The sequence below is a fragment of the Ensifer sp. B1-9 genome, assembly GCF_050474445.1.
In the GTDB taxonomy this organism is placed as follows: Bacteria; Pseudomonadota; Alphaproteobacteria; order Rhizobiales; family Rhizobiaceae; genus Ensifer.
In genome coordinates, this window is record NZ_JBCHVG010000001.1 from 136,352 (window position 1) to 160,405 (window position 24,054).

The 24,054-nt window shown below is 63.9% G+C and carries 21 protein-coding genes; 11 read left to right on the forward strand and 10 right to left on the reverse strand.

The genetic code is table 11. From position 1 onward, the window contains the following. The first annotated feature begins 171 nt into the window (after positions 1–171). From ACQ5BM_RS00645 to ACQ5BM_RS00655, 3 genes are read left to right on the forward strand one after another with little or no spacing between them, the layout of a single operon-like run. Positions 172–633, forward strand: a complete 462-nt coding sequence (locus tag ACQ5BM_RS00645; RefSeq protein WP_429806531.1) for a cupin domain-containing protein — start codon at positions 172–174, stop codon at positions 631–633. A 59-nt stretch (positions 634–692) separates the two neighbouring features. Beyond that, positions 693–1,538 carry an arylamine N-acetyltransferase family protein gene (locus ACQ5BM_RS00650; protein WP_429806532.1) on the forward strand — a complete coding sequence of 282 codons (846 nt, stop codon included), beginning with the start codon at positions 693–695 and terminating at the stop codon, positions 1,536–1,538. A gap of 35 nt (positions 1,539–1,573) precedes the next feature. Then, on the forward strand, positions 1,574–2,191 hold the full coding sequence (locus ACQ5BM_RS00655) for a YceI family protein (protein WP_429806534.1): 618 nt from the start codon (positions 1,574–1,576) through the stop codon (positions 2,189–2,191). Positions 2,192–2,245: 54 nt separating this feature from the next. Here the strand turns inward: ACQ5BM_RS00655 and ACQ5BM_RS00660 are convergent, their stop codons facing one another. Next, on the reverse strand, positions 2,246–3,535 hold the full coding sequence (locus ACQ5BM_RS00660; protein WP_429806536.1) for an NAD(P)/FAD-dependent oxidoreductase: 1,290 nt from the start codon (positions 3,533–3,535) through the stop codon (positions 2,246–2,248). A gap of 497 nt (positions 3,536–4,032) precedes the next feature. Continuing rightward, the gene (locus ACQ5BM_RS00665) at positions 4,033–5,460 is read right to left on the reverse strand and encodes a L,D-transpeptidase family protein (protein ID WP_429806537.1); all 1,428 of its coding nucleotides are present in this window, start codon (positions 5,458–5,460) and stop codon (positions 4,033–4,035) included. Positions 5,461–5,745: 285 nt separating this feature from the next. Here ACQ5BM_RS00665 and ACQ5BM_RS00670 point away from each other — a divergent pair, with 285 nt between their 5' ends. From ACQ5BM_RS00670 to ACQ5BM_RS00680, 3 genes are all read left to right on the forward strand, one after another. Continuing rightward, complete coding sequence (locus ACQ5BM_RS00670; RefSeq protein WP_429806539.1) at positions 5,746–6,591, forward strand: DUF4432 family protein; 846 nt, start codon at positions 5,746–5,748, stop codon at positions 6,589–6,591. A 95-nt stretch (positions 6,592–6,686) separates the two neighbouring features. Next, a complete protein-coding gene (locus tag ACQ5BM_RS00675) occupies positions 6,687–7,025 on the forward strand; it encodes a TIGR01244 family sulfur transferase (protein ID WP_173517222.1) in 339 nt (112 codons plus the stop codon). Between the two features lie 62 nt (positions 7,026–7,087). Next, positions 7,088–7,375: a cupin domain-containing protein gene (locus ACQ5BM_RS00680; RefSeq protein WP_429806541.1), complete on the forward strand. Its 288-nt coding sequence runs from the start codon at positions 7,088–7,090 to the stop codon at positions 7,373–7,375. 153 nt (positions 7,376–7,528) lie between these two features. On the opposite strand, the gene ACQ5BM_RS00685 is transcribed toward ACQ5BM_RS00680, so the two are convergent. From ACQ5BM_RS00685 to ACQ5BM_RS00695, 3 genes are read right to left on the reverse strand one after another with little or no spacing between them, the layout of a single operon-like run. Next, entirely contained in the window at positions 7,529–9,175 is a 1,647-nt protein-coding gene (locus tag ACQ5BM_RS00685) for a thiamine pyrophosphate-binding protein (protein ID WP_429806543.1), read from the reverse strand. A gap of 30 nt (positions 9,176–9,205) precedes the next feature. Then, the gene (locus tag ACQ5BM_RS00690) at positions 9,206–10,159 is read right to left on the reverse strand and encodes a DMT family transporter (protein ID WP_429806545.1); all 954 of its coding nucleotides are present in this window, start codon (positions 10,157–10,159) and stop codon (positions 9,206–9,208) included. Positions 10,160–10,170: 11 nt separating this feature from the next. Further along, a complete protein-coding gene (locus ACQ5BM_RS00695) occupies positions 10,171–11,106 on the reverse strand; it encodes an alpha/beta fold hydrolase (RefSeq protein WP_429806546.1) in 936 nt (311 codons plus the stop codon). Between the two features lie 185 nt (positions 11,107–11,291). Here ACQ5BM_RS00695 and ACQ5BM_RS00700 point away from each other — a divergent pair, with 185 nt between their 5' ends. From ACQ5BM_RS00700 to metF, 4 genes are all read left to right on the forward strand, one after another. Then, positions 11,292–12,074: a ribonuclease T2 gene (locus ACQ5BM_RS00700; protein WP_429806548.1), complete on the forward strand. Its 783-nt coding sequence runs from the start codon at positions 11,292–11,294 to the stop codon at positions 12,072–12,074. Positions 12,075–12,241: 167 nt separating this feature from the next. Further along, the gene (gene ettA / locus ACQ5BM_RS00705; protein ID WP_429806550.1) at positions 12,242–13,891 is read left to right on the forward strand and encodes an energy-dependent translational throttle protein EttA; all 1,650 of its coding nucleotides are present in this window, start codon (positions 12,242–12,244) and stop codon (positions 13,889–13,891) included. Between the two features lie 223 nt (positions 13,892–14,114). After that, positions 14,115–15,134 carry an ArsR/SmtB family transcription factor gene (locus tag ACQ5BM_RS00710; RefSeq protein WP_429806551.1) on the forward strand — a complete coding sequence of 340 codons (1,020 nt, stop codon included), beginning with the start codon at positions 14,115–14,117 and terminating at the stop codon, positions 15,132–15,134. A gap of 2 nt (positions 15,135–15,136) precedes the next feature. After that, positions 15,137–16,087, forward strand: coding sequence for a methylenetetrahydrofolate reductase [NAD(P)H] (metF, locus tag ACQ5BM_RS00715; RefSeq protein WP_429806552.1), 951 nt, complete (start codon positions 15,137–15,139; stop codon positions 16,085–16,087). A gap of 591 nt (positions 16,088–16,678) precedes the next feature. Here metF and ACQ5BM_RS00720 read toward each other — a convergent pair. The 5 genes from ACQ5BM_RS00720 to ACQ5BM_RS00740 form a co-directional block, all read right to left on the reverse strand. Continuing rightward, complete coding sequence (locus ACQ5BM_RS00720) at positions 16,679–17,617, reverse strand: DMT family transporter (RefSeq protein ID WP_429806554.1); 939 nt, start codon at positions 17,615–17,617, stop codon at positions 16,679–16,681. 291 nt (positions 17,618–17,908) lie between these two features. Then, a complete protein-coding gene (locus ACQ5BM_RS00725) occupies positions 17,909–19,138 on the reverse strand; it encodes a lytic murein transglycosylase (protein ID WP_429806556.1) in 1,230 nt (409 codons plus the stop codon). Positions 19,139–19,334: 196 nt separating this feature from the next. Beyond that, positions 19,335–20,120 (reverse strand): glycoside hydrolase family 25 protein, encoded by a 786-nt coding sequence (locus ACQ5BM_RS00730; RefSeq protein WP_429806557.1) that lies wholly within the window; start codon positions 20,118–20,120, stop codon positions 19,335–19,337. A 240-nt stretch (positions 20,121–20,360) separates the two neighbouring features. Continuing rightward, the gene (locus tag ACQ5BM_RS00735) at positions 20,361–21,029 is read right to left on the reverse strand and encodes a class I SAM-dependent methyltransferase (RefSeq protein ID WP_429806558.1); all 669 of its coding nucleotides are present in this window, start codon (positions 21,027–21,029) and stop codon (positions 20,361–20,363) included. Between the two features lie 4 nt (positions 21,030–21,033). After that, entirely contained in the window at positions 21,034–22,284 is a 1,251-nt protein-coding gene (locus ACQ5BM_RS00740) for a DUF3419 family protein (RefSeq protein WP_429806560.1), read from the reverse strand. A 176-nt stretch (positions 22,285–22,460) separates the two neighbouring features. Between ACQ5BM_RS00740 and ACQ5BM_RS00745 the strand changes: the two genes are divergently transcribed. After that, on the forward strand, positions 22,461–24,011 hold the full coding sequence (locus ACQ5BM_RS00745) for a putative bifunctional diguanylate cyclase/phosphodiesterase (protein WP_429806561.1): 1,551 nt from the start codon (positions 22,461–22,463) through the stop codon (positions 24,009–24,011). Positions 24,012–24,054: the final 43 nt, after the last annotated feature.

Here is a 24,054-nt window from a genome sequence, read left to right on the forward strand (position 1 = left end):
CCGTACCGGCTGGACGGCCTGGATATTCACCAACTAGCGGTCTTGGGCGGCCCGGTCGCCCGAGCGAAAGATATTGACACTTCGCCCGGAATGCACCGGCGGCGACACGATTTCTGCGTCCGCAAGAGCGAAAGCATCGACGAGCGATGCAGTCCGAACCTGGAGAGAGAGATGAGAGAGTTCACCTATGCGGCAGTTTCGCCGCCAGGGCATGGGACGCCGGCGATGGCGTTCGGCAAACATGTCGTCCGCATGATGGCGGCCAATACCGGCGGTTCGCTCGGCATGTTCGAGGCCTTCGTGCCGGCCGGCGAAGGACCGCCGCTGCATGTGCACGAGCGCGAGGACGAATTCTTCCGCGTCCTTGCCGGCCGCTTCGGCTTCTGGTGCGCCGGCGACTATGTCGAACTCACGGAAGGCGGCTGCATCGCGCTGCCACGCGGCGTGCCGCACCGCTTTAGCAATATCGGGAAGACGGAGGGTCGTCTCATGGTCGTCGTCACACCGGGCGGATTCGAAGACTTTTTTGCCATTTTTGAGCTCTGCAAGCCCGAAACGCCCGAGCAGATCGCCTCGGTCGCCAGAGACTTCGGTCTGACATTTCCGCCCGACGACAACCGTCAGGTCGCCTGAACCAACCCGACACACACCAACGGAACTTCAACAACGGTCCATCGAAAGGAGACCGAAGGATGACACACGCGCCTTCGAAAGTAGACCAGACGATACTGACAGCCCCGCAACTCGAGACCTATCTCGCCCGGATCGGGATGGAACCTCCGGTTTGCCTCGATATCCGCAGCCTGTCGCAATTGCACCGCGCCCACCTTATGGCCTTCACTTGGGAAGCGCTCGATGCCTTTATGGGATGGCCTTCCGCGATAACCCCGGCCGCGGCCTTCTCCAAGATGGTCAAGGGTCGGCGCGGCGGCTGGTGCTACGAGATGAACGGCCTCTTCGGCGCTGCACTTGCCGCACTTGGCTTCCGCGTGATCCGTCTTTGCGGCGGCGTCGACCGGGAAAAGCTAGGCGACATCGCCATCGGCAATCATCTCACCCTGCGCGTCGATCTCGACCGTCCCTATCTCGCCGAGGTCGGCGTGGCCGATGCCATTATCGAACCCGTGCCGCTTGCCGTCGGGCCGATCAGCCAGCGCGGCTTCGACTTCTCGATCATGCCGGCGGACGGCGGCTGGCTGCGCTTCAACAACCATGTACGCGGCATCGCGAAAAGCTTCGATTTCCGGCCCGACCACAGCGACGAAGCCGCGATGGCCGCAACGCATGGCTGGCTGATGCAGGATCCCGGCTCACCGTTCACCAATGCCCTCGCGGTCTTGCGGCAGACGACGGACGGTTATGTCGCCCTGCAGAATGACTGCCTGCGCCGCGTGACGGCAAATAGCCTTAGCGAGCAGCGCATCACGAGCGCCGACCATCTCGCCGACACGTTCGAGACCGTGTTCGACCTCGACATTCCCCAATCCGGCCGTGTCTGGGAGCGCCTCGAGGCCATCGGCCGCGACAAGGCAGCCTAAACCGGCACCATCACTTCACAGTCAAGGAACCACCCATGCTTCGCATTCCTGCATTCTCACTCGCGCTTGCCTTGAGCACGACCTTCGCCCTCGCCGCCGCCAGCGACCCGGCGCCGGGCGGGACCTATAAGACCGACCCCTCGCATTCCAGCTTCAACTGGTCGTTCAACCATTCCGGCCTGTCGCACTACACAGCGCGCTTCACCAAAGTCGACGCGCGGCTCAGTTGGAAGCCGGACAAGCCGGAGACCTCCACGCTTTCCGTCACAATCGATCCGCTTTCGGTCCGCACCGACTATCCCTGGCCGGAAAAGGTTGATTTCGATGCGGAGATCGGCGGCGAGGAGACGTTCCTGGCTGCCAAGCCGATCACGTTCGTTTCCAAGACGATTCGCGTGACGGGCGAGAAGACCGGCACCGTCGAAGGCCTCCTGACGCTCCGCGGCGAGACCCACCCGGCGACGCTCGACGTCACCTTTAACGGCTCGATGGCCGAGCATCCGATGATGGGCGTCCCGAAGATCGGTTTCTCGGCAACCGGCAGCATCCGTCGCAGTGAATGGGGGCTGGACTTCGCAATCCCCGAACTCGGAGACGAGGTCACCTTTGTCATCGAGACACAGATGGTTCCCGCGGATTATTCGCTCCGGTGAAAAAGAGCAGCAGGTGGTGGACCGGCATGACCGGCCCAGCCCCCTAAGACCGGCTCAAAACCGCCGGTCGATGAAATGCTTGGCCTGGGCGCCGGCGTGGTAGAAGGCGGACTTCACGCCGCGCCAGGTGTCCGGGGTCACGGGCGTTTCGGCGAGTGGGATCGCCGAGGTCTCGCCGGTGACGTGATTGGCAAGCGCGCGGCCGAAGACCGTGCCGGGCGCAATGCCGCGGCCGTTGTAGCCGCTGACAGAAACGACGTTCGGGGCCAGCGTGTGCATGGCCGGCAGGTTGTTGGTCGTCATGCCGATACGGCCGTCCCACCAGTATTCGAAGCGGAAGTCGCCGATATAGGGGAAGAGCTTGCGTACCGAGCGGGCGGCAAACGCACGATGCGTGCCTTCGGCGATTGCGTCGAGCCGGCCGATCGAGCCGAAGATCAGCCGGTTCTGCTGGTCCATGCGGAACGAGGTCATCACAAGGCCGGTGTCCCAGGTGCCCTGGCGTTCCGGCAGGATGCGGCTGGCGACCGGTTCGGGCAGCGGATTGGTGGCGAACTGGAAATAGGGCAGGATCGTCAGCTCCTGCGTATGCGTTTGCCACGGCGTCTCGGCGAAGAGGCCGCCATAGGCGTTGGTGGCGAGGATCACCTGCTTGGCGCGCACGACCCCATTGCCGGCCTTCAGCACCCAGGTGTCGCCCTGGCGCTCGGCGCCGGTCAGCGGCGTGTCGGTGTAGATCTCGGCACCGGCGGCAAGGGCGGCACGCGCCAGGCCGCGGGCGTAGGCGAGCGGCTGGATCGTGCCGGCGCGACGATCGAGCAGGGCGCCGGCAAAACCTTCGGCGCCGGTCAGCGCATGCGCGCGCTCGGCCGTGAGCGCCTCGACCGGAGCACCGCGCTTCTGCCATTGCGCTTCGCGATCCTTGATTTCGGTAACACCTTCGCTGCCGACCGCCATGTGCAGCGTGCCGTTGCGTACCGCCTCGCAGGCCATTCCGTGTTTTTCGACCAGTGCGTAAACCATCGACGGGCCGTCACCGAGCTCGGCGAGCAGCCGGTTGCCGGCGGCCGGACCGAGGGTCGAGATCAGGTCGTCGGGCTTCACCCACATGCCGGCGTTGACCAGGCCGACATTGCGGCCGGAGCCGCCGAAGCCGATCATCTTTGCTTCGACGACCGTGGCCTTCACGCCCTTTTCGGCGAGGTGCAGGGCTGCCGAGAGGCCGGTAAAGCCGCCGCCGATGATGGCGACATCGGTCGACACATCGCGGCCAAGCGGCTTCGTGTCGGGCGCGGCCGGTGCCGTCGCATGCCAGAGGTTGGGCAGGGTGCGCTCCGTCGCCATCGCGGCAATCCTTCAAGTGCGGCCGGGTGTCGGCCTATAGGTCAGGGTTTCTCGGTGATAGCCGATTGCGGGGAAAATTCTCATGACAATGTTTCATGAAGTCATGATGCAAGGCCGGGCCTTGGCGGCATCCGCGCACTGTGCTGTGGGGCAATGGAGAAAAACCGCAGCTGGGTCGTCGGCAGCTGCGGTCTTGTAAATGTATACGTCTGAAAAGTCTTTGCCGAAACCTCGTCTCGCTTCGGCGATACATCTTTAAATACGTGCCTGTCGTGGATGGTCAATCAGGCAATCCCATCTTCTACGGCGTTTTGCCGAAGTCACTCACCCAATTGGGGGAAGAGAGCAAAAATGCTTTCGGCAGTGTCGCTTGGCCGACAGCGCCGCACGTCTTTTCAAGACGCGCAAAGGTCGCTGCAGCCCTTTGAACGGCTGCATGTTTTGTCTTTCAACCGGCTACGATTGAAGGAACCATGCACTAGCCGAAGGCAAAGGCGTCAATCCACGAACTCGACGGTCACGCCGGGGCTGACCATCTTGGCGAGCTCGGTCGCATCCCAATTGGTCAGGCGCACGCAGCCATGGCTCTGGGTCTTGCCGATCTTGGAGGGATCGGGCGTGCCGTGGATGCCGTAGGTCGGCTTTGAAAGCGCGATCCAGACGGTGCCGACCGGGCCGTTCGGACCGGGCTGCAGCGTGAGGATCTTGTCGTTGTTGCCCTGCTGGAAGTTGATCTTCGGGTTGTAGGTGTAGCCCGGATCGAGGGCAATGCGCTCGACATTGACGGTGCCCGAAGGCGAGGGCGTGTCGGACGAGCCGATCGTTGCCGGATAGGCGGCGATCAGCTTGCCGGCGTCGTCATAGGCGAGCACCTGCTTGCGCGCCTTGTCGGCGAGGATGCGGGCCACCTTGCCGGTCTTGTTCGCACCCGGATTGATGACCTTGATGATCGTGCCCGGGATGGTGAAGTCGACGCCGGGGTTCAACTCGCGCAGATAGGCCTCGTCCATGTGGAACTTCTCGCCGAGCATTTCCGTGGTCGAGGTGAAGGACAAATGCGGTAGCATCGCCTTGTGCGCGTAGTCCTCCGGGATCGACGCGACATAGGGGCCGGCGGCGTCGGCCGCGGTGATCGTATAGCTGGTGATCGGCATGCCGCCGTTCATGCGCAGCCGCTCGAGAATGTCCTCGGTATTGTTGGGGTCGAGCGTCTCGCCGGTCGACTGCTGCCAGGCCTCGATCGCCTTGGTGACGTTCGAGCCCATCTTGCCGTCGATCACGCCGGGCGAAAAACCTTCGCGGTCGAGGAAGACCTGCAGCGCGGTGATCTCGGCGCGCGACTTGCTCTTGACCGTCATGGCCGGCGGCATCGACGGGCGCATGGTCTGGGTGTCGTTCGGATCGATCGCAGCCTCTTCGGTGCCGTCGATCAGGCCCGGCAGGCTGTTCGGCAGATCGTTGCCGTCGGTGGACGGCGGCACCACGTCGCGGTAGTCGGGGATGGAGCCGGTGACCTCGCCAGGCTCGGAATAGCCGTAGCCGCGCTCGCTGTCGCGGTTGCGCCGGTTCGAATAGATGTCGACGTCGCCCTCGCGGCGATAGCCGCCATAGCCGCCTTGGCGACCGCGATTGGGCACCACGGTTGCAATCACGTTGCCCCAACCATCGATCAGGAGCGTGCGGCCCCGGCTGTCGCGCATGGTCTGCACCTCGTCGGCGCGCGGCACGTAGTCGAGGATTTCGCCATCGGGCGTGACCAGCAGGACATCGTCGCCATAGCGGTTCCTACCGCGATAGTCCTGCGCGAAAGCGGCCGTCAAATCCACGGCAAGAAAGCCGGCTGCGGCGAGAAGCGAGAGGCCGATGCGGGTCGCTGACGTCACGTGAGAACCTGTTTTCATTGAAGCGAATGTGGCGCGGTACATTTGGATTTCGACGTTAATGTGAAAAAAATGAATTCATCATGAATGAGCGGTTAAATTCAATAGATCGGGATGAGGAAAAGCGTACGCGGCTTTCCGCCCGCATCCCGTTCTAATTATTGCTGCAGCGACCTTTGCGCGTCTGGTCAGACGCGCGGCGCTGTAGAATCGATCGCGTTCAAGATCCAGGCGGCACAATCCCGGCCTTCAACTGAGGAAATGATTCTCTCCTCGGCTATCATCTCCTTGCGATTGCAGTGATTCTGCGGCCGATTTGAGGAAGAGGACATGCTGATAACGTTTGAAGAACCTGCGGACGGCCGAGAGAATCATGTTCTGTTCGACCGCCGGTCTGCGCTCGACATCGCCGCCTTCGTCGTCGATGGCGTCGACCTGTCGCCAGGCGCCGCGATCCCCTCCGATGGCGATATCAGGATCGACCGGGCGCTCGCCGGTTTTCTCTTCACCTGCGGGCCGGAACATATCCGCCATCCCGAAGCGATCGAGGGTGGTGTGGAAGGCGCGCGCTACCCGCTGCATGGGTCGCTTGCCGGAACGGCGGTCAGCCGACCGGAGATGGCAAGTGACGGCGCCGAGTGCACGGCGACGATCGAGGTGGCGCTCGCCGATGGCGGGCAAGCGCGGGTCGAGCGGCGGTGGCGGATCGATGTCGGGCGGAACGAAGTCGTGCTCGAGGATCGCGTCGTCAACGTTGGGGCGGCGGACTTTCCACCGATGATGATGTATCACGTCAATATCGCCGGGCGGCTGCTTGGGCCTGACACCCGCATCGTCAGCGCTTCGCTGGAAGGTAGGGAGAGCGCCTGGCGCTTCGGCAATGGCGAGAGCGCGCATTTCTGCCTGCCGGCGGCCGTTGGTTCCGATGGCTGGTCGGACGCCGCCCTTGCGGGTCTTGCCGGGCTCGGCGGGCGAAATCTCCAGGTGCGGTTCCGGACCGACACGCTGCCGTTTCTGCAGATGTGGCGCTGCCAGCGCGGCGGGGCGGATGTGATCAGCATCGAGCCCGTGTCGCACCGCATCGCCAAGCGTCCGGAGCTTGCGGCGGCCGGAGAACTGATCCCGCTTCAGCCGGGTGAGACACGCAGCTACGCGATCGCCTTCTCGGTCTTTTGAGCGTGCTTCCGGCCCGTGAGGCGCGGCTTTTGAATTGACGCGGAGAAGTGCTGCGCCTACATCAGAGACCACCACATTTCCTGAGGAAGACGACCATGGACATCCGCCAGATCAACGACGAATACTCGGTCTCCGGCCAGATCACCGTCGAGGATCTCGACCAGATCAAGGCGCTCGGCTTCAAGTCCATCGTCTGCCACCGCCCGGATTTCGAGGCGCCGGATCAGCCGACCTTCGATTCGATTGCCGCGCGCGCCGAAGAGCTCGGTATCGAAACCATGCACATCCCCGTCGGCCCGATGGGCGTGACGGCAGAGGCCGTGACGCGCATGGTCGATGCACTCGACGAGTTCCAGCGTCCGATGCTCGGCTATTGCCGCTCCGGTGCCCGCTCGACGGCCGTCTACCAGCAGACCCAGCATATCCGCGGCTGAACCACGCGAACCCAAGTTCTCGCGCTCGGCCGTTTCGTTCCATCTGACAATGGAGGATCGGCATGGCCGAAGCGCATCTCATTTCGCGCGAGCAATGGGCTGATGAGCCCGGGGTCTGGAGTGGCGAGTTCGAGGGTGGTGCCTATGGTGCGGGGCTCTCGGTGATCTTCTTTGCCACCGACGAAATCGGCTTCGGGCCGAAGCTGCACTGCCATCCCTATCCGGAAACCTTCATCGTCCGCCTCGGCCGCGCTCGCTTCACCGTCAGTGACCGTAGCATCGACGCCGAGGCGGGCGAGATCGTCGTGGTGCCGGCCAACGCGTTTTCGACCGAGTGGCTGGAAGAGTAGGGCGGTCGCCCAAATCGCAGTGGTCACTGAACGGGCGGCGGCGGAAGTTTTTCACGCGCCGTGGACGCGGCGCGGCTGGATTCCTGTGTCCGTCACGGGAATCCAATCACGGCACGTTGGCGCCGTGATTGGACGTTCTTCTGTAAACCCCGCTCAGCCGTTGCGGATATCCGTCAGCGTGCGCGTCGGCGTGATCGCTTCGGGGTCGAGCTTGATCTCGATGATCGATGGCTTGCCGCTGGCCCGCGCCCTGAGGAACGCGGCGGCAAACTCTTCCGTCTTCTCGACCGTTTCGCCGTGGCCGCCATAGGCGCGGGCGAGTGCTGCGAAATCCGGATTGGTGAGATCGGTGGCGCTGACGCGGCCGGGATATTCGCGCTCCTGGTGCATGCGGATCGTGCCGTAGATGCCGTTGTTGACGACAACAGTGATGATCGGCAGGCGGTAGCGAACGGCGGTGGCGAATTCCTGGCCGTGCATCAGGAAACAGCCGTCGCCGGCAAAGCAGATGACCTCGCGATCCGGATGGAGCTGCTTGGCGGCCACTGCGGCCGGCAGGCCATAACCCATCGAGCCGGAGGCAGGCGCTGCCTGCGTCGCATAGCGGCGGAAGCGGTGGAAGCGATGCACCCACGTGGCGTAGTTGCCGGCGCCGTTGGTGAAGATGGTATCTTCGGGCACGTTCGCTTCGATCCAGTTCATGATCGGGCCCATCTGCACCGCACCCGGTCCGGTTTCCGGCGGGGTCGACCATTTGAGATAGGCGGCGTGCATGGCTTCCGTGCGAGCGGACCAGGCGGGTTCGCCTGCGGGTATAAGGCCGTCGAGGGCGGCGACGAAGTCGCGCGGGCTTGCGGCGATCGCCAGTTCCGGCCGGTAGACGCGGCCGAGCTCGGATGTGTCCGGATGCACATGCACCAGCGTCTGGCGCGGGTAGGGGCTATCCATCAGCGTGTAGCCGGAGGAGGGCATTTCCGAGAAGCGGCCGCCGAGCAACAGGACGAGATCCGCTTCCTTGACCTCCTTGGCGAGCGCCGGGTTGATGCCGATGCCGACATCGCCGGCATACACCGGATGCAGGTGATCGAAGAGCATTTGGCGGCGGAAGGAGCAGCCGACGGGCAGTTTCCACCGCTCGGCGAAGCGCTGGAACGCCGCGACGCTGTCCGCGGTCCAGCGGGTGCCGCCGAGGATGGCGATCGGCCGCTTGGCCGTGCTGAGCATTTCGCCGAGCCGCTTTACCTGCGCCGGGCCCGGATGGCCCTCGACCGGCTGGTAGGCCTTGGCGGCGGGCGCCTCGGCGCTGCGGGTCAGCATGTCCTCCGGCAGCGTCAGCACGACCGGGCCGGGACGGCCGGAGGTGGCGACGGCGAAGGCGCGGGTGACGAATTCGGGAATGCGGGCGGGATCGTCGATCTCGCCCACCCACTTGGCGACCTCGGTAAAGGCGCGGCGGTACTCGATCTCCTGGAAAGCCTCGCGCTCGCGCGCTTCGCTCTGCACCTGGCCGATGAAGAGGATCATCGGGATCGAATCCTGCCTTGCGACATGCAGGCCGGCGGACGCGTTGGTGGCGCCGGGGCCGCGGGTCACCATGCAGATGCCGGGCTCACCTGTCAGCCGGCCCCAGGCATCCGCCATCATCGCCGCGCCGCCTTCCTGGCGGCAGACGAGCACGTCGATGTCGGTGTCGTAGAGCGCATCCAGCACCGCCAGGTAACTTTCCCCCGGCACGCAGGCGATGCGCTTGACGCCATTGGCGACGAGGGCGTCGACGACGAGCTGTCCTCCAGTTTTCATGATCTTCCTCCCGATGGACTTTCTTTGTTGTCAGATTGCTGGCGACACCGCAGCGACGCTCGTGTCCTTGTGCACGCGGCGCTCGCGCCAGATGATGTAGAGGCCGGAGCCGATGATGATGGCGATGCCGAGCCACTTCAGCGCGTCGGGCAGATCGCCGAAGACGAGCCAGCCGAAGATCGTGGCCGAGACGATCTCCAGATATTGCAGTGGCGCCAGCACCGAAGCCGGGGCGGCACGATAGGCGTAGACGCCGAGCACGCCCGAGATGGTGGCGGTGACGCCGACGCCGAGCAGGTAGGCCCAGGTGTAGCCTTCCGGCCAGACCGGATCGAAGATGCCGGAGCCGGTGCCTTCGCCGAGATAGAGCAGTACGAGGCAGAGGAGGCCACCCCAGATGCCGGCATGAAACTGCATCGACCAGGGGTCCTCGTTCTGCGCCACCATGCGGGTGACGAGCAGGAACACGGCGAGGCCGAAGGCGGCGACAACGGGCAAAAGCGCGATCGGCCCGACCTCCTGCATGCTCGGCTGGATGACGAGCAGCGCGCCGAAGAAGCCGACGCCGCAGGCGGTATAGCGCCGCCAGCCGATCGTTTCCTTCAGGAAGACGCTGCCGAGGATCGTCAGGATGATCGGCTCGACGAAGAAGATCGCAATCGCGTCGGCAACCTCCATCACCTTCAGCGTGGTGATGAAGGAGAGCATCGTCACGACCAGAAGACCGCCGCGCAGCGCATGGAGCCCGGTCTTGCGCCAGGTGAGATCGAAGAGGCTGCCGCGGACGAGCACGATCGGCAGGATGAAGACGACCTGCAGCAGGAAGCGGACGGCAGTAATCTCGGCCGAGGGAACGGTGGTGATCGCCAGCTTCGCGAAGATATCGATCAGCGGTGACAACAGCACCGAGATCACCATCAGCGTCAGCCCGAAAGAGATGCGATTGTGGTCCGCTGCGATCTTGGGAAGGGACATGTCGGTCATGGGATTTCCGGTCAGCGCTTGCCTGCGACGACGCCCAAGCACCAGGCGGCAAAGTCCGCGGTCGCCTGTTCCCGGCCAAGTTCGTTCAGGGTCTCGTGGCGCATGCCATCATAGACGGTGACGGTGACGTTGCGCAGGCCGGCCGCCTTCATCTTGGTACCGAGCCAGCGCACGGCGTTGCCCATCTCCGTGGACGGGTCGGCGCTGCCGCCGACGAGATGGATGGGCAGGTCCTTGCGGAGCCGTGCCAGACGGTCGGGCCGGGCACCACCGAAGGACAGGCGGAACAGGTCGAGCCAGAGCGAGACGGTCGCATCGAAGCCGCAAAGCGGATCGGCCGCGTATTTCGCGACCTCGGCATCGTCGCGGGAGAGCCAGTCGAGATCGGTCTTGCGATCCTTTATGGCGCCGCCCCACATGCCGAAGGTGAGCTTGGTCAAAAGCGGGCTCGGCACGTCCGAGCCCTTCAGCGCCTTCTCGATCTTGAGGATGACCTGGCCGCCGCGGCCGGCAAGGCCGGGACGGAAATTGGAGTTCCAGACGGCGAGCGCATCATAGAGGCCGGGGTCGGTCTCGGCGGCGTTGAGCGCGATCAGCCCGCCCATGGAGTGGCCGAAGAGGATGACCGGCAGATCCGGGTGCGCCGCGGTCGCCAGAGCCCGCACGGCCCGGATATCGGCGAACACCTTGTCGAGGCCTTCGCGGTTCGAGAACATGCCGAGCGGTGCGTCCGGCGCCCGCGTTCCGCCGTGGCCGCGATGGTCATGGGCATAGACGTGGAAACCGTGCGCGGCCATGGCTTCGGCGAAACGGGCGTAGCGGCCGGAATGTTCGGCAAGGCCGTGGCTGACGAGAAGGATGCCGCGGGCATCGGCGGCGGCCGGGAAATGGCGCCAGCTCAAGGTGGCACCGGTCGGGCTCTGATGTGTCTTCACCTGCCCGAACACGATTTCCCCCGGCAACAACGACAGACCATTTCGATATCAAATCGATTTGCAAGGCAAAGGCAATCGCCGCTTGTTGCTCGTTGCGCATGAGGTCACAAGAGAATGTGCATTCATCGTAATTATGAGTTGCAATTTTCCCGTTTTGAGCGATATTCGTTCCCTGTTTGTTTCCGCAGGAGGATATCATGGTTAGTTTCTGCAAGGCACTATCGGGTCCGATGGCAAGACTGTTGGCGGCATTGGCGCTGTTCCTTGCGCCGGCTGCCTTTGCCGCCGGCGAGGAAATGTCGGATCAGGGGGGACCCGAAGGCGCGGGCTCGCGCACGGAATATGTGCTGGCGGTGAGCTGGCAACCCGGCTTCTGCGAGACCCGGCCGCAGCGCAAGGAATGCGAAAGCCAGACGGCGGAGCGTTTCGACGCCACCAATCTCTCGCTGCATGGCCTCTGGCCGCTCCGCAAGAGCTATTGCGGGGTAGCGGCCGATGCGCGCGCGAAGGATCGCAAGGGCAACTGGCTTGATCTGCCGAAGCTTGCCATGGCCGACGACACGGCGGCGCGGCTGCTCATCGCCATGCCCGGCGTGCAGTCCGGGCTCGACCGGCACCAGTGGCTGAGGAGCGGCACCTGTCAGAGCGGCTCGGTCGACGACTATTTCTCGGCGCAGCTGCGCATGCTGGAGGAGCTCAATCGCTCGGCGGTCGGCGCGCTGTTTCGCCAGCGCATCGGCTCCGAGCTCGATGAGGCGACGATCAAGCAGGCCTTCGACCAGAGTTTCGGCGCCGGCGCCGGCGATCGGGTGCGCATGCGCTGCCAGACGGTTCAGGGACGCAGCATCATCACCGGGCTGACGATCGGGCTGACCGGCGACGTCTTGAAGGCATCGAGCCTCGGCCCGCTGATCCAGGCGGCGGGACCGACCGAGTTCAAATGCGCCAAGGGTATTGCCGATACGGCCGGGCGAAGCTGATCCGCCTCGCAGGGCCATTTCTTCGGTGGCAAGGGCGCTGTCGGGGCAGGCGGCCGCATGGGATAGGTTAAGGGGACAAGCCGGCGCGAATGCCTTTGATCATTGCCCCCTTCCTATAATTCGCCTACATAGCGGGCAAATTTCCTTTCCCTGCGGAGCATTTCCTTATGGCACGTCAGTTCATCTATCATATGGCCGGACTTAATAAGTCCTACGGCGCGAAGAAGGTCCTGGAGAACGTTCATCTGTCGTTCTACCCGGACGCCAAGATCGGTATCCTCGGCCCGAACGGAGCCGGTAAGTCGACGGTGCTCAGGATCATGGCCGGCCTCGACAAGGAATTCACCGGTGAGGCCTGGGTCGCCGAAGGCGCCACCGTCGGTTACCTGCCGCAGGAGCCGCAGCTCGATCCGACGAAAACGGTGCTCGAAAACGCCATGGAAGGCGTTGCCAAGAAGAAAGCGATCGTCGACCGCTACAACGAACTGATGATGAACTATTCCGACGAGACGGCGGAAGAGGGCGCGAAGCTCCAGGACATCATCGACAGCCAGAACCTCTGGGATCTCGAAAGCCAGGTGGAAATGGCCATGGAAGCGCTGCGCTGCCCGCCGGGCGACGCGGAAGTGACCAATCTTTCCGGCGGTGAAAAGCGCCGTGTCGCGCTTTGCAAGCTGTTGCTGTCGCAGCCGGACCTGCTGCTGCTCGACGAACCGACCAACCACCTCGACGCCGAGACGATCGCCTGGCTGGAAAAGCACCTGCGCGAGTATCCGGGCGCCGTGCTGATGATCACCCACGACCGCTACTTCCTCGACAACGTCACCGGCTGGATCCTCGAGCTCGACCGCGGCCGCAGCATTCCCTACGAGGGCAACTACTCGGCCTACCTCGTTGCCAAGGCCAAGCGCATGCAGCAGGAAGGCCGCGAAGAGGCCTCCCGCCAGAAGGCGATCGCCCGCGAACAGGAATGGATCGCATCCAGCCCCAAGGCCCGCCAGGCCAAGTCCAAGGCGCGTATCCGCTCCTATGACGAACTGGTCAACGCCGCGGAAAACCAGCGTCCGGGCGACGCGCAGATCATCATCCCGGTCGGCGAGCGTCTCGGCCAGGTGGTCATCGAGATGGATGGCGTCACCAAGGGCTACGGCGACCGCCTCTTGATCGACGGCCTGTCGCTGAAGCTGCCCCCGGGCGGCATCGTCGGCATCATCGGCCCGAACGGCGCCGGTAAGACGACGCTCTTCCGCATGATCACCGGCCAGGAGCAGCCCGACAGCGGCTCGATCCGCATCGGTGACACCGTACATCTCGGTTATGTCGACCAGAGCCGCGACGCGCTCGACGGCAACAAGACCGTCTGGGAAGAAATCTCCGGCGGCGCCGAAGTCATCAAGCTCGGCAAGCACGAGATGAACTCGCGCGCCTATTGCTCGACCTTCAACTTCAAGGGCGGCGACCAGCAACAGAAGGTCGGCAACCTCTCGGGTGGTCAGCGCAACCGCGTTCACCTCGCCAAGATGCTGAAGGCCGGCGGCAACGTTCTGCTGCTCGACGAACCGACCAACGACCTCGACACCGAGACGCTGGCGGCGCTCGAAGTCGCGCTCGAAAACTTCGCCGGTTGCGCCGTTATCATCAGCCACGACCGCATGTTCCTCGACCGCTTGGCCACGCACATCCTCGCATTCGAAGGCGATAGCCAGGTCGAATGGTTCGAAGGCAACTTCGAAGACTACGAGAAGGACAAGATCCGCCGCCTCGGCCCGGATTCGGTCAACCCCAAGCGCGTCACCTACAAGCGCCTGACGCGCTGATCAGTGATCGGCGCCGCCATGTGTGCGGCGCCCGATGCCTTTGCGGCCGCGAATACGGCTATTGGAAGTCTATTGTCATGGAAACGGGCGTAGCGCAGGCTCCGCCCGTTTTCCTTTGCAGGCCTGGTCCGCAAGCGCCATTGTTTGGCCTTTCCGCGCAAATCCGCTTGCGCCGATCTCGCAAATCACATAAACATATCTTTATGTGTTGATGGGGATCGCGATGGCTGTTCAGAAAGAGCTGGGTCTGGATGCGCTGGTAGACGTGCTGAAGGCGGCGGGAGAGCCGACCCGCATGCGTCTCGTCGCCTTGCTCGCCGCCGGCGATCTCACCGTCACCGATCTTACCGAAATTCTCGGGCAGTCGCAGCCGCGCATTTCGCGGCACCTGAAGCTGCTTGCCGAGGTCGAACTCGTCGACCGTTATCAGGAAGGCGCCTGGGCCTATTTCCGCCTCAGGCAGGATGGCGCCCGCGTCGCGCTGGTGCGGGCGATGCTGGCGTCGGCGTCCGCCGACGACGCGGTGCTTTCGCGCGACGCGGCGCGGCTGGCGACGCTCAAGAAGGCGAGGGCCGAGAAGGCGCAGGCCTATTTCAGCCGCAACGCCGCCGGCTGGGACGAGCTTCGCCGCCTGCATGTCAGCGAGCGCGACGTCGAAGCGAAGCTGCGCGAGATGGTCGGCGACGAGCCGGTCGAAAGCCTGCTCGACCTTGGTACCGGCACCGGGCGCATCCTGCAGCTCTTCGAAGGGCTCTATCGCCGCGGTGTCGGCGTCGATGCCAGCCGCGACATGCTCGCCGTGGCGCGCTCCAATCTCGACCGCGCCGGCATCACCAAGGCGTCGATCCGGCACGGTGACATCTTCAATCTCCCGCTCGACGGCCACGCCTTCGATCTCGTCACCATTCACCAGGTGTTGCATTTTCTCGATGAGCCGGAGGCAGCGATCGCGGAAGCCGCGCGCATGCTGATGCCGGGCGGTCGCCTTGTCATCATCGACTTTGCGCCGCACCGGCTCGAGCATCTGCGCGACGAGCATGCGCATGCGCGCCTTGGCTTTTCGCACCAGGTGATCGCCGATTGGCTCGCCAAGGCCGGCCTGGTGCTCGAAAAGACCACGGACCTTTCGCCGGAAGCGGCGGAGGAAGAAAAGCTGACGGTGACGATCTGGCTGGCGCGCGATCGGCGGGCCGTGAATGAGAATGAAACGCCGCGGCCGCGCGTTCATGCAGGGGGAGTTTGAGAATGACGGCACAGACGCTTTATCCGGCCGAGCGCGGCAATCTGAGGCTTTCCTTCGAATACTTCCCCCCCAAGACCGACGAAATGGAAGTGCAGCTCTTCCAGACGGCGGAAGATCTTTCCGTCTTCGGTCCCGCATTCGTGACGGTTACCTATGGCGCCGGCGGCTCGACCAAGGCGCGCTCGCTGACGACCGTGCGGCGGATGATCGAGCAGATGGGTTTTGCCAATACGGCCGCGCATCTGACCTGCGTCGGGGCGCCGAAGGCGGAAGTCGATGCCGTCATCGACGAATATATCGACTATGGCGTCCGCCATTTCGTGGCGCTGCGCGGCGACCCGCAGGGCGGCATCGGCAGCACATATCAGCCGCATCCGGATGGCTATGCCAGCAGCACCGATCTGGTGCGGGCGATCCGCGCGCGGGGCGACGATATCGAGATTTCCGTATCCTCCTATCCGGAGAAGCACCCGGAGAGCCCTGACGTGGCCGCCGACATCGACATGCTGAAGCGCAAGGTCGACGCGGGAGCCAACCGGGCCCTGACCCAGTTCTTTTTCGACAATAACGATTTCGAGCGCTATCTCGAACGGGTGCGCCGCGCCGGCGTCAACATCCCGATCGTGCCGGGCATCCTGCCGATCAACAACCTGGCGCAGGTGCAGAAATTTGCCGGCCTCTGCGGCGCGAGCGTGCCGGAGGCGATCGTCACCCGGCTCGTGCACCTGGAAGACCAGCCGGCCGAACGCTTCAAGGAGGCGACCCACATCGCCGCCGAGCAGATCGTCGATCTCGCCCGGCGCGGCGTGCGCGATTTCCATCTCTATACGATGAACCGCTCGCCGCTGGTGACCGCCGTCTGCGATCTCGTGGGCTTCGAGCGGGTCTCGGCGGAGCCGAGTGTGGTGCTCCCCGGTCAGCGGCTCCAGGTGGCGGCCGGAGCGGCTGCCTGAATTGGTGCGGTAAACCGGGCCTGCAGCGCTCAGCGCCTGGCCGACGTGCAAAGGTCGCCGTGGCGCTTTGACTGCCGCACGTCTTTTCAGCCAGGCGATGCCCGAAAACAGAGAAAGCGCATGAAGGCCGACCTTCATGCGCTTTCTTTTCTGTCGCAGCGATCAGACCCTGTGCTCTCTTGGCGGTCTAGCTTGCTTGGTGCTGCAAAATGGGTTTCCGGAAATTTAAGTCCCTCTTCGGTTTGGACTGTCAGCGGCCGCTCATCAGATGAAGAGCATCGTGGCCACGAATACGAACGCTGCACTTATCATGAGGACATTCAGCGAATGTGTAAGGCCCATGGAAGACCCTCCCTGCGTTGACGCGTTAAAACATAGGGCGAAATCACGATGTGTTAAAGCGAAACTTGTGCTGCAGTGCGAAATCCGTGAGGGGGAGTATGCTTGTTCACAGGGCTATAGTATTGAGATATTTATCTTTTTCAGCTTGCCACAATTTTTTCACAATCGCTTCAGCAAGGTTAATATAAACGATTGTAATCGTGCGTGAGCGCCTCGGAAGAGGACGAATTGACCGGTTCGATTCCTCGTTCAGACGGCGTGTCTGAGCCGTAGAATGCGGCCGTCCAGTACTGCGAGGCCGAATGCGATCAGCGCCATGCCGGCGATGTCGGCTGCCTGCAGCGTTTCCCCGAGGAAGAGATAGCCGAGCAGGATCGCGCTTGGCGGCACCAGCAGGGTGACGAGGGAGGCATTGGTGGCGCCGGCTTCCGCCATGATCCGGAAAAAGAGGATATATCCGTAGGCGGTCGAGACGAGCGCGAGGCCGAGGATGGCGAGCGTCGCTGCCATTGGCGGCATCGGCAAGGTCCAGGGCGCATCGGTGAAGGCAGCAACGGGCAGCATCATCAGCGTTGAAGCGGTGAGCTGGCCAGCCGCGGTCACCGGCGGAGCGAGATTTCGAAAGCGCTTTCCGTAGGTCGCTGCGAAGCCGTAGCTGACGGCGGCGAGCACCGGCAGGACGAGCGCCCAGATCGGAATGCCGCTCGTCGTGCCGAACAGGCCGGCAAGCGCACTCGGCCCGATCAGCACCACGGTACCGGCAAGGCCGAGCAGGCAGCCGGAGATCTTGGCGGAGCTCAGCTTCTCGTCCTCGGTCGCCATATTGGCGATGATGACGGTCCAGACCGGCGTCGTGGCGTTGAGGATCGCGGCCAGCCCGGCGCCGATCTGGGTCTGGCCGAGGAAGATGAAGGCGTGCGGAATGGCGTTGTTGATCAGTCCCATCAGCGCGAACTCGCGCCAGCGTCCGGAAAGTGCCTGATACATGCCGAAGCGGCCGCGAATATAGAGATGCAGGGCAAGTGCCGCGAGGCCCAGGCGCAGCACCACCAGCGTGAATGGCGGCACATGGGCAACGGCCACGCGCGCGAAGAAGAAGGACCCGCCCCATATGAGACCGAGCAGGGCGAGCAGCGCCCAGGTTCTGACGCTCATCTGATGGCCGTCGACTGTGGTTCGCGCATTCATGGTGATTGCCCCGTCCGTGCTGATTGCCTCGCCGTCAGCTTCGTCCAGGCGGGAGAATGGAGATCGCTGCGCAAAGTTCGCGCCCGACATTCCCGGACCGGTTGTGATCTGACGACAATTTCATAGCCCGGCGTCGTCGCGAGGGCCACCCGGTTCTTGCGGTACTGGTGGAAAGGGGCGCTCAAGCCGCCGTCGCGCATCTGGGTGGGACAAAAGAAACCCCGGAGATCGGTTCCGATCCCCGGGGTGATGGCCTTTACGCATGAGCTAGGTCCGTGGCCCGCGGTTCGCTCAAAGTGCGTTCAGGAGTTCCAGCGTCGCCCAACCGTCGGCCGGGCGACCGAGGCGGAGCTGCTCCTTCTGGAGTGCGGCGCGGGTGCCGGAGCCAAGGATGCCGTCGATCTTGCCGACGTCATGGCCGAGCGTCTGCAGCTTGGCCTGCAGGGCCTTCATGCCGACATCGTCGAGGCCGGGCTCCGGGTTGCCGCCTTCATAGGTCGGCGCGCCGGCGAGGCGGGTTGCGAAATAGGCGGCCGAGGTCGTGTAGATGAACGACTGGTTCCACTCGAGATAGATATTGAAGTTCGGATAGGTGAGGAAGGCCACGCCCTTGCGGCCCTGCGGCAGCACCAGCGAGGCTTCGAGGTTGCCGTTGGCGGTGTTGCCGTCGCGTGGGCTGACGCCGAGCGCGAACCAGTCGGAAGCCTTCATGCCAGGCTGCAGGCCGGTCTTTTCCCAGGGAAGATTTTCGGGAACGGTGACTTCCTGGATCCAGGGCTGGCCGGCCTTGAAGCCGAGGCTCTGGATGAACTTGGCCGCGGTCAGGATCGCGTCCGGCGAGCTCTTCTTGAGGTTGACATGACCGTCGCCGTCGCCGTCGACGCCATAGGCGATGATGTCCTCCGGCAGCATCTGCACCTGACCGATTTCGCCGGCCCAGGCGCCGGTGGTCGTTGCCGGATCGAGGTCGCCGTGCTGAACCATCTGGATCGCTGCGATCAACTGCGGCCGGAACATTTCCGGGCGGCGGCAATCGTGCGAGAGCGTTACCAGCGCATTGCGGGTGTTGAAGTCGCCCTGAACGGCGCCGAAGTCGGTTTCCATCGCCCAGAAGGCGGTGATGACGGGGGCCGGCACGCCGAATTCCTTCTCGGCCCGGGCAAAGACGTCGGCATATTCCTTCATCTTCTGGTGGCCGAGATCGAGGCGCGACTTGCTGACGGTTCGCTTGGAGAATTCGGTGAAGGTCTGCTTGAAGACGCCCTGGGTGCGGTCACGGCTCAGGACCTTCTGGTCGATCGCGGCACCGGCGAGCGCACGATCGGCGACATCGGCCGGAACGCCCTTGGCGACGGCTTCGGCCTTCACGCCCTCAAGGAATGCGCCGAGATCGCCGCCGCAGGCCACAGCCGGAGCGGCGCTCTGCGTGCCCGCCTGCGCTGCGGTCTGGGCGACGGCGGTGGAGGCGGTGAGCGCCAGGAGGGCGACGGAGGCCAGGGCGTGCCGGGCTATGCGGTTCATTATAATTCCTTTCTGTGGTCGCGCGGTGAGGGAGGCACCACCACCGACAACAATTTGCTGTTTAAAGTGCTACAGCGACCTTTGCGCGTCTCCGGAGACGCGCGGCGCTGCAAATCTGCCGTTGCTCTTTCAGAGCATTATGACCGAATGAAGAAAATGGGGTTTGTTGCCGCGCCTGGCGGCAAGAACGCCGGCCTTACTTCGGCTCTGAGACCGCTGCGACCCAGTTCTTCCAGTTTTTCGCCGAGCCGGCGAAGACGTTGATATCCGTGGCGCCGTCGATGCCGGGTATCACGCCGGTGCTGGTGTATTGCCAGAACGCCCAGCGGCGCTCGACATAGACTTCACCCGGATGCTTCGCGACCGAGCGGACCCAGAAGTGGTGTTCCTTGAACTGGTCGACGAGATTGTCCCGGTGGAAATCGACCGAGGTGTAGATGATCGGACGCTTGCCGTAATGGGCTTCGAGGCGATCCATGAAGCGCTTCATCTCGGCGCGCACTTCCTCCGGCGTCGGACGGTGGCGGCAAGTCTTCGATTCGCCGTTCCATTCAACGTCGAGAACCGGCGGCAGATAGACCGCGCTCTTCGGCACGTTGGCGATGAACCAGTCGGCCTGGGCGTCGGCGGTCGAGCAGAAATAATAGAAGTGATAGGGCGCGTAGGGGATGCCGGCGGCGCGCGCCTGCTGCCAATATTCGTTGAAGCGGGTGTCGACCCGGTCCTTGCCTTCCGTCGCCTTGATGAAGGCGAAGGAGACGCCTGAGTTCTTCACCCTCATCCAGTCGATATCGCCGTTCCACTTTGAGATGTCGATGCCGTGGATATTGTGGTTCTGCGGGGTGCGATCACCGAAATCCTGCGGATCGGTGTCCTGGAACCGCGGCGGGATCGATGCCGTCTTGATCAGGTCGTAATCGGTCGACGAACAGGCGGAAAGGAGGGTGGCAATGGGCAGTAGAGCCAGGAGAAGCCGGCGCATGAGGTACCTGTCTAGAGACGATCGACGATCCTGCCTCACACGATGGCTTTCATATCGGTGATTTCCCCCCGCGAGGCGTGAACCTCATCTTCACCATATCATCGTAAAAATTGGGTTAGCTCAAGCGGGAATTGCAGGTGCTGCGAAGCACTCCCCAGCAGGAAAAAAGCCGAAATCCCGAGGCGATTTCGGCTCTCGCTTGGCATGGACATGGGGACGATCGCGAGCCGTGGGCCCGGATCAGGCGGCAACCGCGACGGCCGGGCGGTGATAGACCGCCAGCCAGGCATAGCCGCGGCCAATCGCCCGGCGTTCGAGATCGGCACCGTTTGCTCTCGCCTTCTCGCGCAGAACGTCGAAGAGGTTTGCACGTGGCGTGACGTGGAAACGGTCCAGCCAGCCGTGCAGCGCGCGGCGGAAGCTCGCCGGCAGGCGCTCCTGCTGGCCGAAATCGGCGATATGCAGCGATCCGCCCGGATTGAGCGCGGCGATGGCCGCATCGATCGCCTTCCGCCAATCGGGGATCATCGAGAGCGAATAGGAGATGACGATGTGGTCGAAACCCCGTTCGCCGAAGATTGCCGGATCGAAATCCGTCGCATCGGCGACCTGAAGCACGGCACGGCGCCTGCCGCCGCGGTTGAGCTTGGCATCGGCGGAGGTGAGCATCTCCGAGGAGATGTCCAAACCGAAGAGGCGGGCCGAAGGGAAGCAGCGGCCGATGAGCGCCAGGTTACGGCCGGTGCCGCAGCCGACTTCGAGCACCGAGGCGCCGGGAGCCGGGTTCATTTCCCGGATCAGCGTGTCGCGGCCGAAGAGGTAGTATTTTCGCGTCACGTCGTAGAAGTGCCGCTGGTAGCGGTACATATGGTCCATGCGCCGCGCGTGGGAAATCCCGGCCTCGCGCATCGGCTCAAGCCTTCTTCCGGTAGATGTGGAAACCGCCATAGATGGCGGAGCGATCTTCGGCGCCGAGCTTGGCCGATCCCTCGGCATCGTAGTGCCACTGATCGAGCAGGGCCGAAGAAACGCGCCCCGGCAGGATGCTGTCTTCAGCCGCGGTGCGGAAGATGACGACGGCACCGCTGTCTGCGGTGCGGGTGATCTCGGTCCAGAGGTCGTTGAGCTGCTGATCGGTCATCCAGTCCTGGGCATCGAGCAGGATGTAGCGGTCGACGGAAGCGGCCGGCTTGTTGGCCAGGAGCTCGGTGTAGCTTGCGTGATGGACCTCGACGCGCTCGGCATTGTTGCGGATCGCCTCATAGGCGCGGGCATTGAGGTAGGGCGGCAATTCGCCTTCGTGCGGCAGCGGGTAACGGCGCCCGAAGGCCTGCCAGGCGAAATAGTTTTCCCTAAGCGGGAAGTGGCAGGTGAGCTTTTCCAGGCGGTGACGCAGCACGGCGGCGAGCGATTTCTCGCTGCTGAGGCTTGCAAGCTCGTCGAACTGCTGCGGCGGAATGCCGAGCCCGAAGAGCGAGCTCTTGCGCCCAGTGATCCAGCGGATGACGGGACGATCGAAAAGCGGCGCAAGGCGCTCGTCGAAGAATTGGCGCTGCTCGCGCATCGAGCGCGCCTGGACGAACTCTTCCGGATTGACGCCATGCAGGCGGGCGAGCAGATGGCTTGCGGCGATGAAGCGGCCGAGCAGGCCGGTGCGATAGATGTTGCGGCCGAAGACGCCGATGCGCCGGCGGCCGGTCATGCCGCGGCCGTTCCAGTAGTTGCGCGTGGCGGTGTCGAGCTTCGGAGAGAGGAAGAGATCGAAGGCCTGGACGTTGGTCGCCGTGCCCTGGGTTGCCAGGAAGCGGATGACATCCTTGTGGCTCGGCAGGTGGCGGAAAGCCGCGAGCTTGAGGCGGTTCAGCGCGACGTGGTGCGGGTTGAGATCGACGACGTCGATCTTGCGCGGGCCGGCCGACAGGTAGGTCAGCATGTTGCAGCCGCCGGAGCCGATGGTGACGATCCGATGCTCTGGGCTAAGCTGCATCGCCTCCATGTCGACGATCGGATCCTCCCAGATCTGCGGGTAGACGAGCCCCGAGAAGAGCAGGCCGAAGAGACGTTCGGATAGGCCGGCGAGGGAGAAGGTCTTGTGCTGGAGCAGCGCGTTTTTCAGCTTCGGATTTTTTCTGCCAAAGCCAACATCGGGGGCTAGTTCGGTCATCTCTGCCGGTCATCCAGTTGAAACTTAGCCGCTTCTAAAGTGACTCCGCTACACTTTGATGACGGGGTTTCCACAGCCCTGGAAGGCTCTCGAACGGCCGCCATACAATTTTTCACCCATAAGAAATCATTAAACCCTAGCGTGCTACGCACCGCCTTATATTCGGGGGCGTCGACATGATGTTAAGAACGTTTCTGCCGAAGCCCGAGCAGCGATTTGCGGCTGCCGGCGCGGCATTGGGGGCTCTGGTTTCTGCGGCGTGGCTGGTGACCGAAACCGTGCTTGCAAGACAATCGCATTGGGATGTTCCCGCAATGCTGGCGGCTGGCGCCATGCCGTTCATCCTCGGCGGATCCTTCTATCGCTGGCGCTACTCGCGCCGGCTCGAACACGAGCTGCATACGGCGCGCCGTGCCGAGCGGCGCTTGCGCCACGAAGTCCACCGCGACAAGCTCACCGGGCTTGCAAACCGCGCGGCGCTGGAAGCGGACATTCGCCAGGCGCTTTCAGTGGAAGGGGCCGCCTTCGAGCGCAATGCGCTGCTCCTTCTCGATCTCGACCGGTTCAAGGCGATCAACGATACGATGGGCCACGACGCCGGCGACCGGCTGCTGGCGCTCTTTGGCGCTCGCCTGAGGCGCGCCTTCTCCGGAGAGGCGAGCATCTACCGGCTGGGGGGAGACGAGTTCGTGCTCGCAGCCGCCGGCGCGTCATCGCAGGCTGAGGCGGAAATACTCGCAATGCGGGTAAAGGCACTGTTCGAAGTGCCGTTCGATCTTGGCGATGCACGGGTCGCTTCCGGCTGCAGCATCGGCGTCGCCTTCATCGAGCGAAGCGATACGGCGACGGGCGACGTGCTGAAGCGCGCGGACTTGGCGCTCTACGAGGCGAAGGCGGTGAGCGGCAACAGCCACGCCTTCCACTCGGAGACGCTGACCCGCGCTGCCAGGCAGCGGGCGGAGGCCGAGCGTGACGTGGCGCGCGGGCTCGCGGCCGACGAATTCTTCCTCGAATTCCTGCCGATGGCCGGGACGGCGAGCGGAGCCATCCGTGCTTTCGAGGCGCTGCTGCGCTGGCGGCATCCGCTACGCGGCGTCATGGGTGCGGAAGATTTCATAGAGCCGTCCGAGAAGAGCGCGAGCACGCTCTCGCTTGGCTATTGGACACTCCGGGCGGCCTGCACGCAGGCTGCCCGCTGGGCTTCGCCGACAGGGCTGACTGTCGCCCCCTTTGCTCCGCAGCTCAAGGATCGCGATTTTGTCGCGCAGGTCGAGCAATGCCTCGCCGAAGCGAGCTTGCCTCCGGGACGCCTGACGATCGAGATCGCCGGGGACTTTTCGAGCGAGGATCTTGCCCTGATCTCGGGGAACCTCCAGGGGGTGCGCGCGCTTGGTGTGCGGATTGCGCTTGGCGGCGGCGCCGGCTCATCCTTGCCCTTGAACCTGATTGCCGAACTGCGGCCTGATCAGGTGACCATCGATCTTACCGCCATCCGGGCCACCCACGGCTGCGAGCGCAGCGTTGCGCTGCTTGCCTGCCTCATCAAGACCGGCCAGGTGCTGCGCCTGCCGATCGCCGTGCGCGGCATCGAAAAGGAAAGCGAGATGGATTGCGCGCGGGCCAGCGGCGCCGTGGAAGTCCGCGGTCCCTGGATATCGCCGGCGCTGACGGATGTGGCGGCATTGCTCGAGACAGGCGAAGCGGCGGATTCGCGACGCTCGGCCTAGAGCACCGTGCGTTCGGATGACCGCGCAATGGACGCTCTGGCAG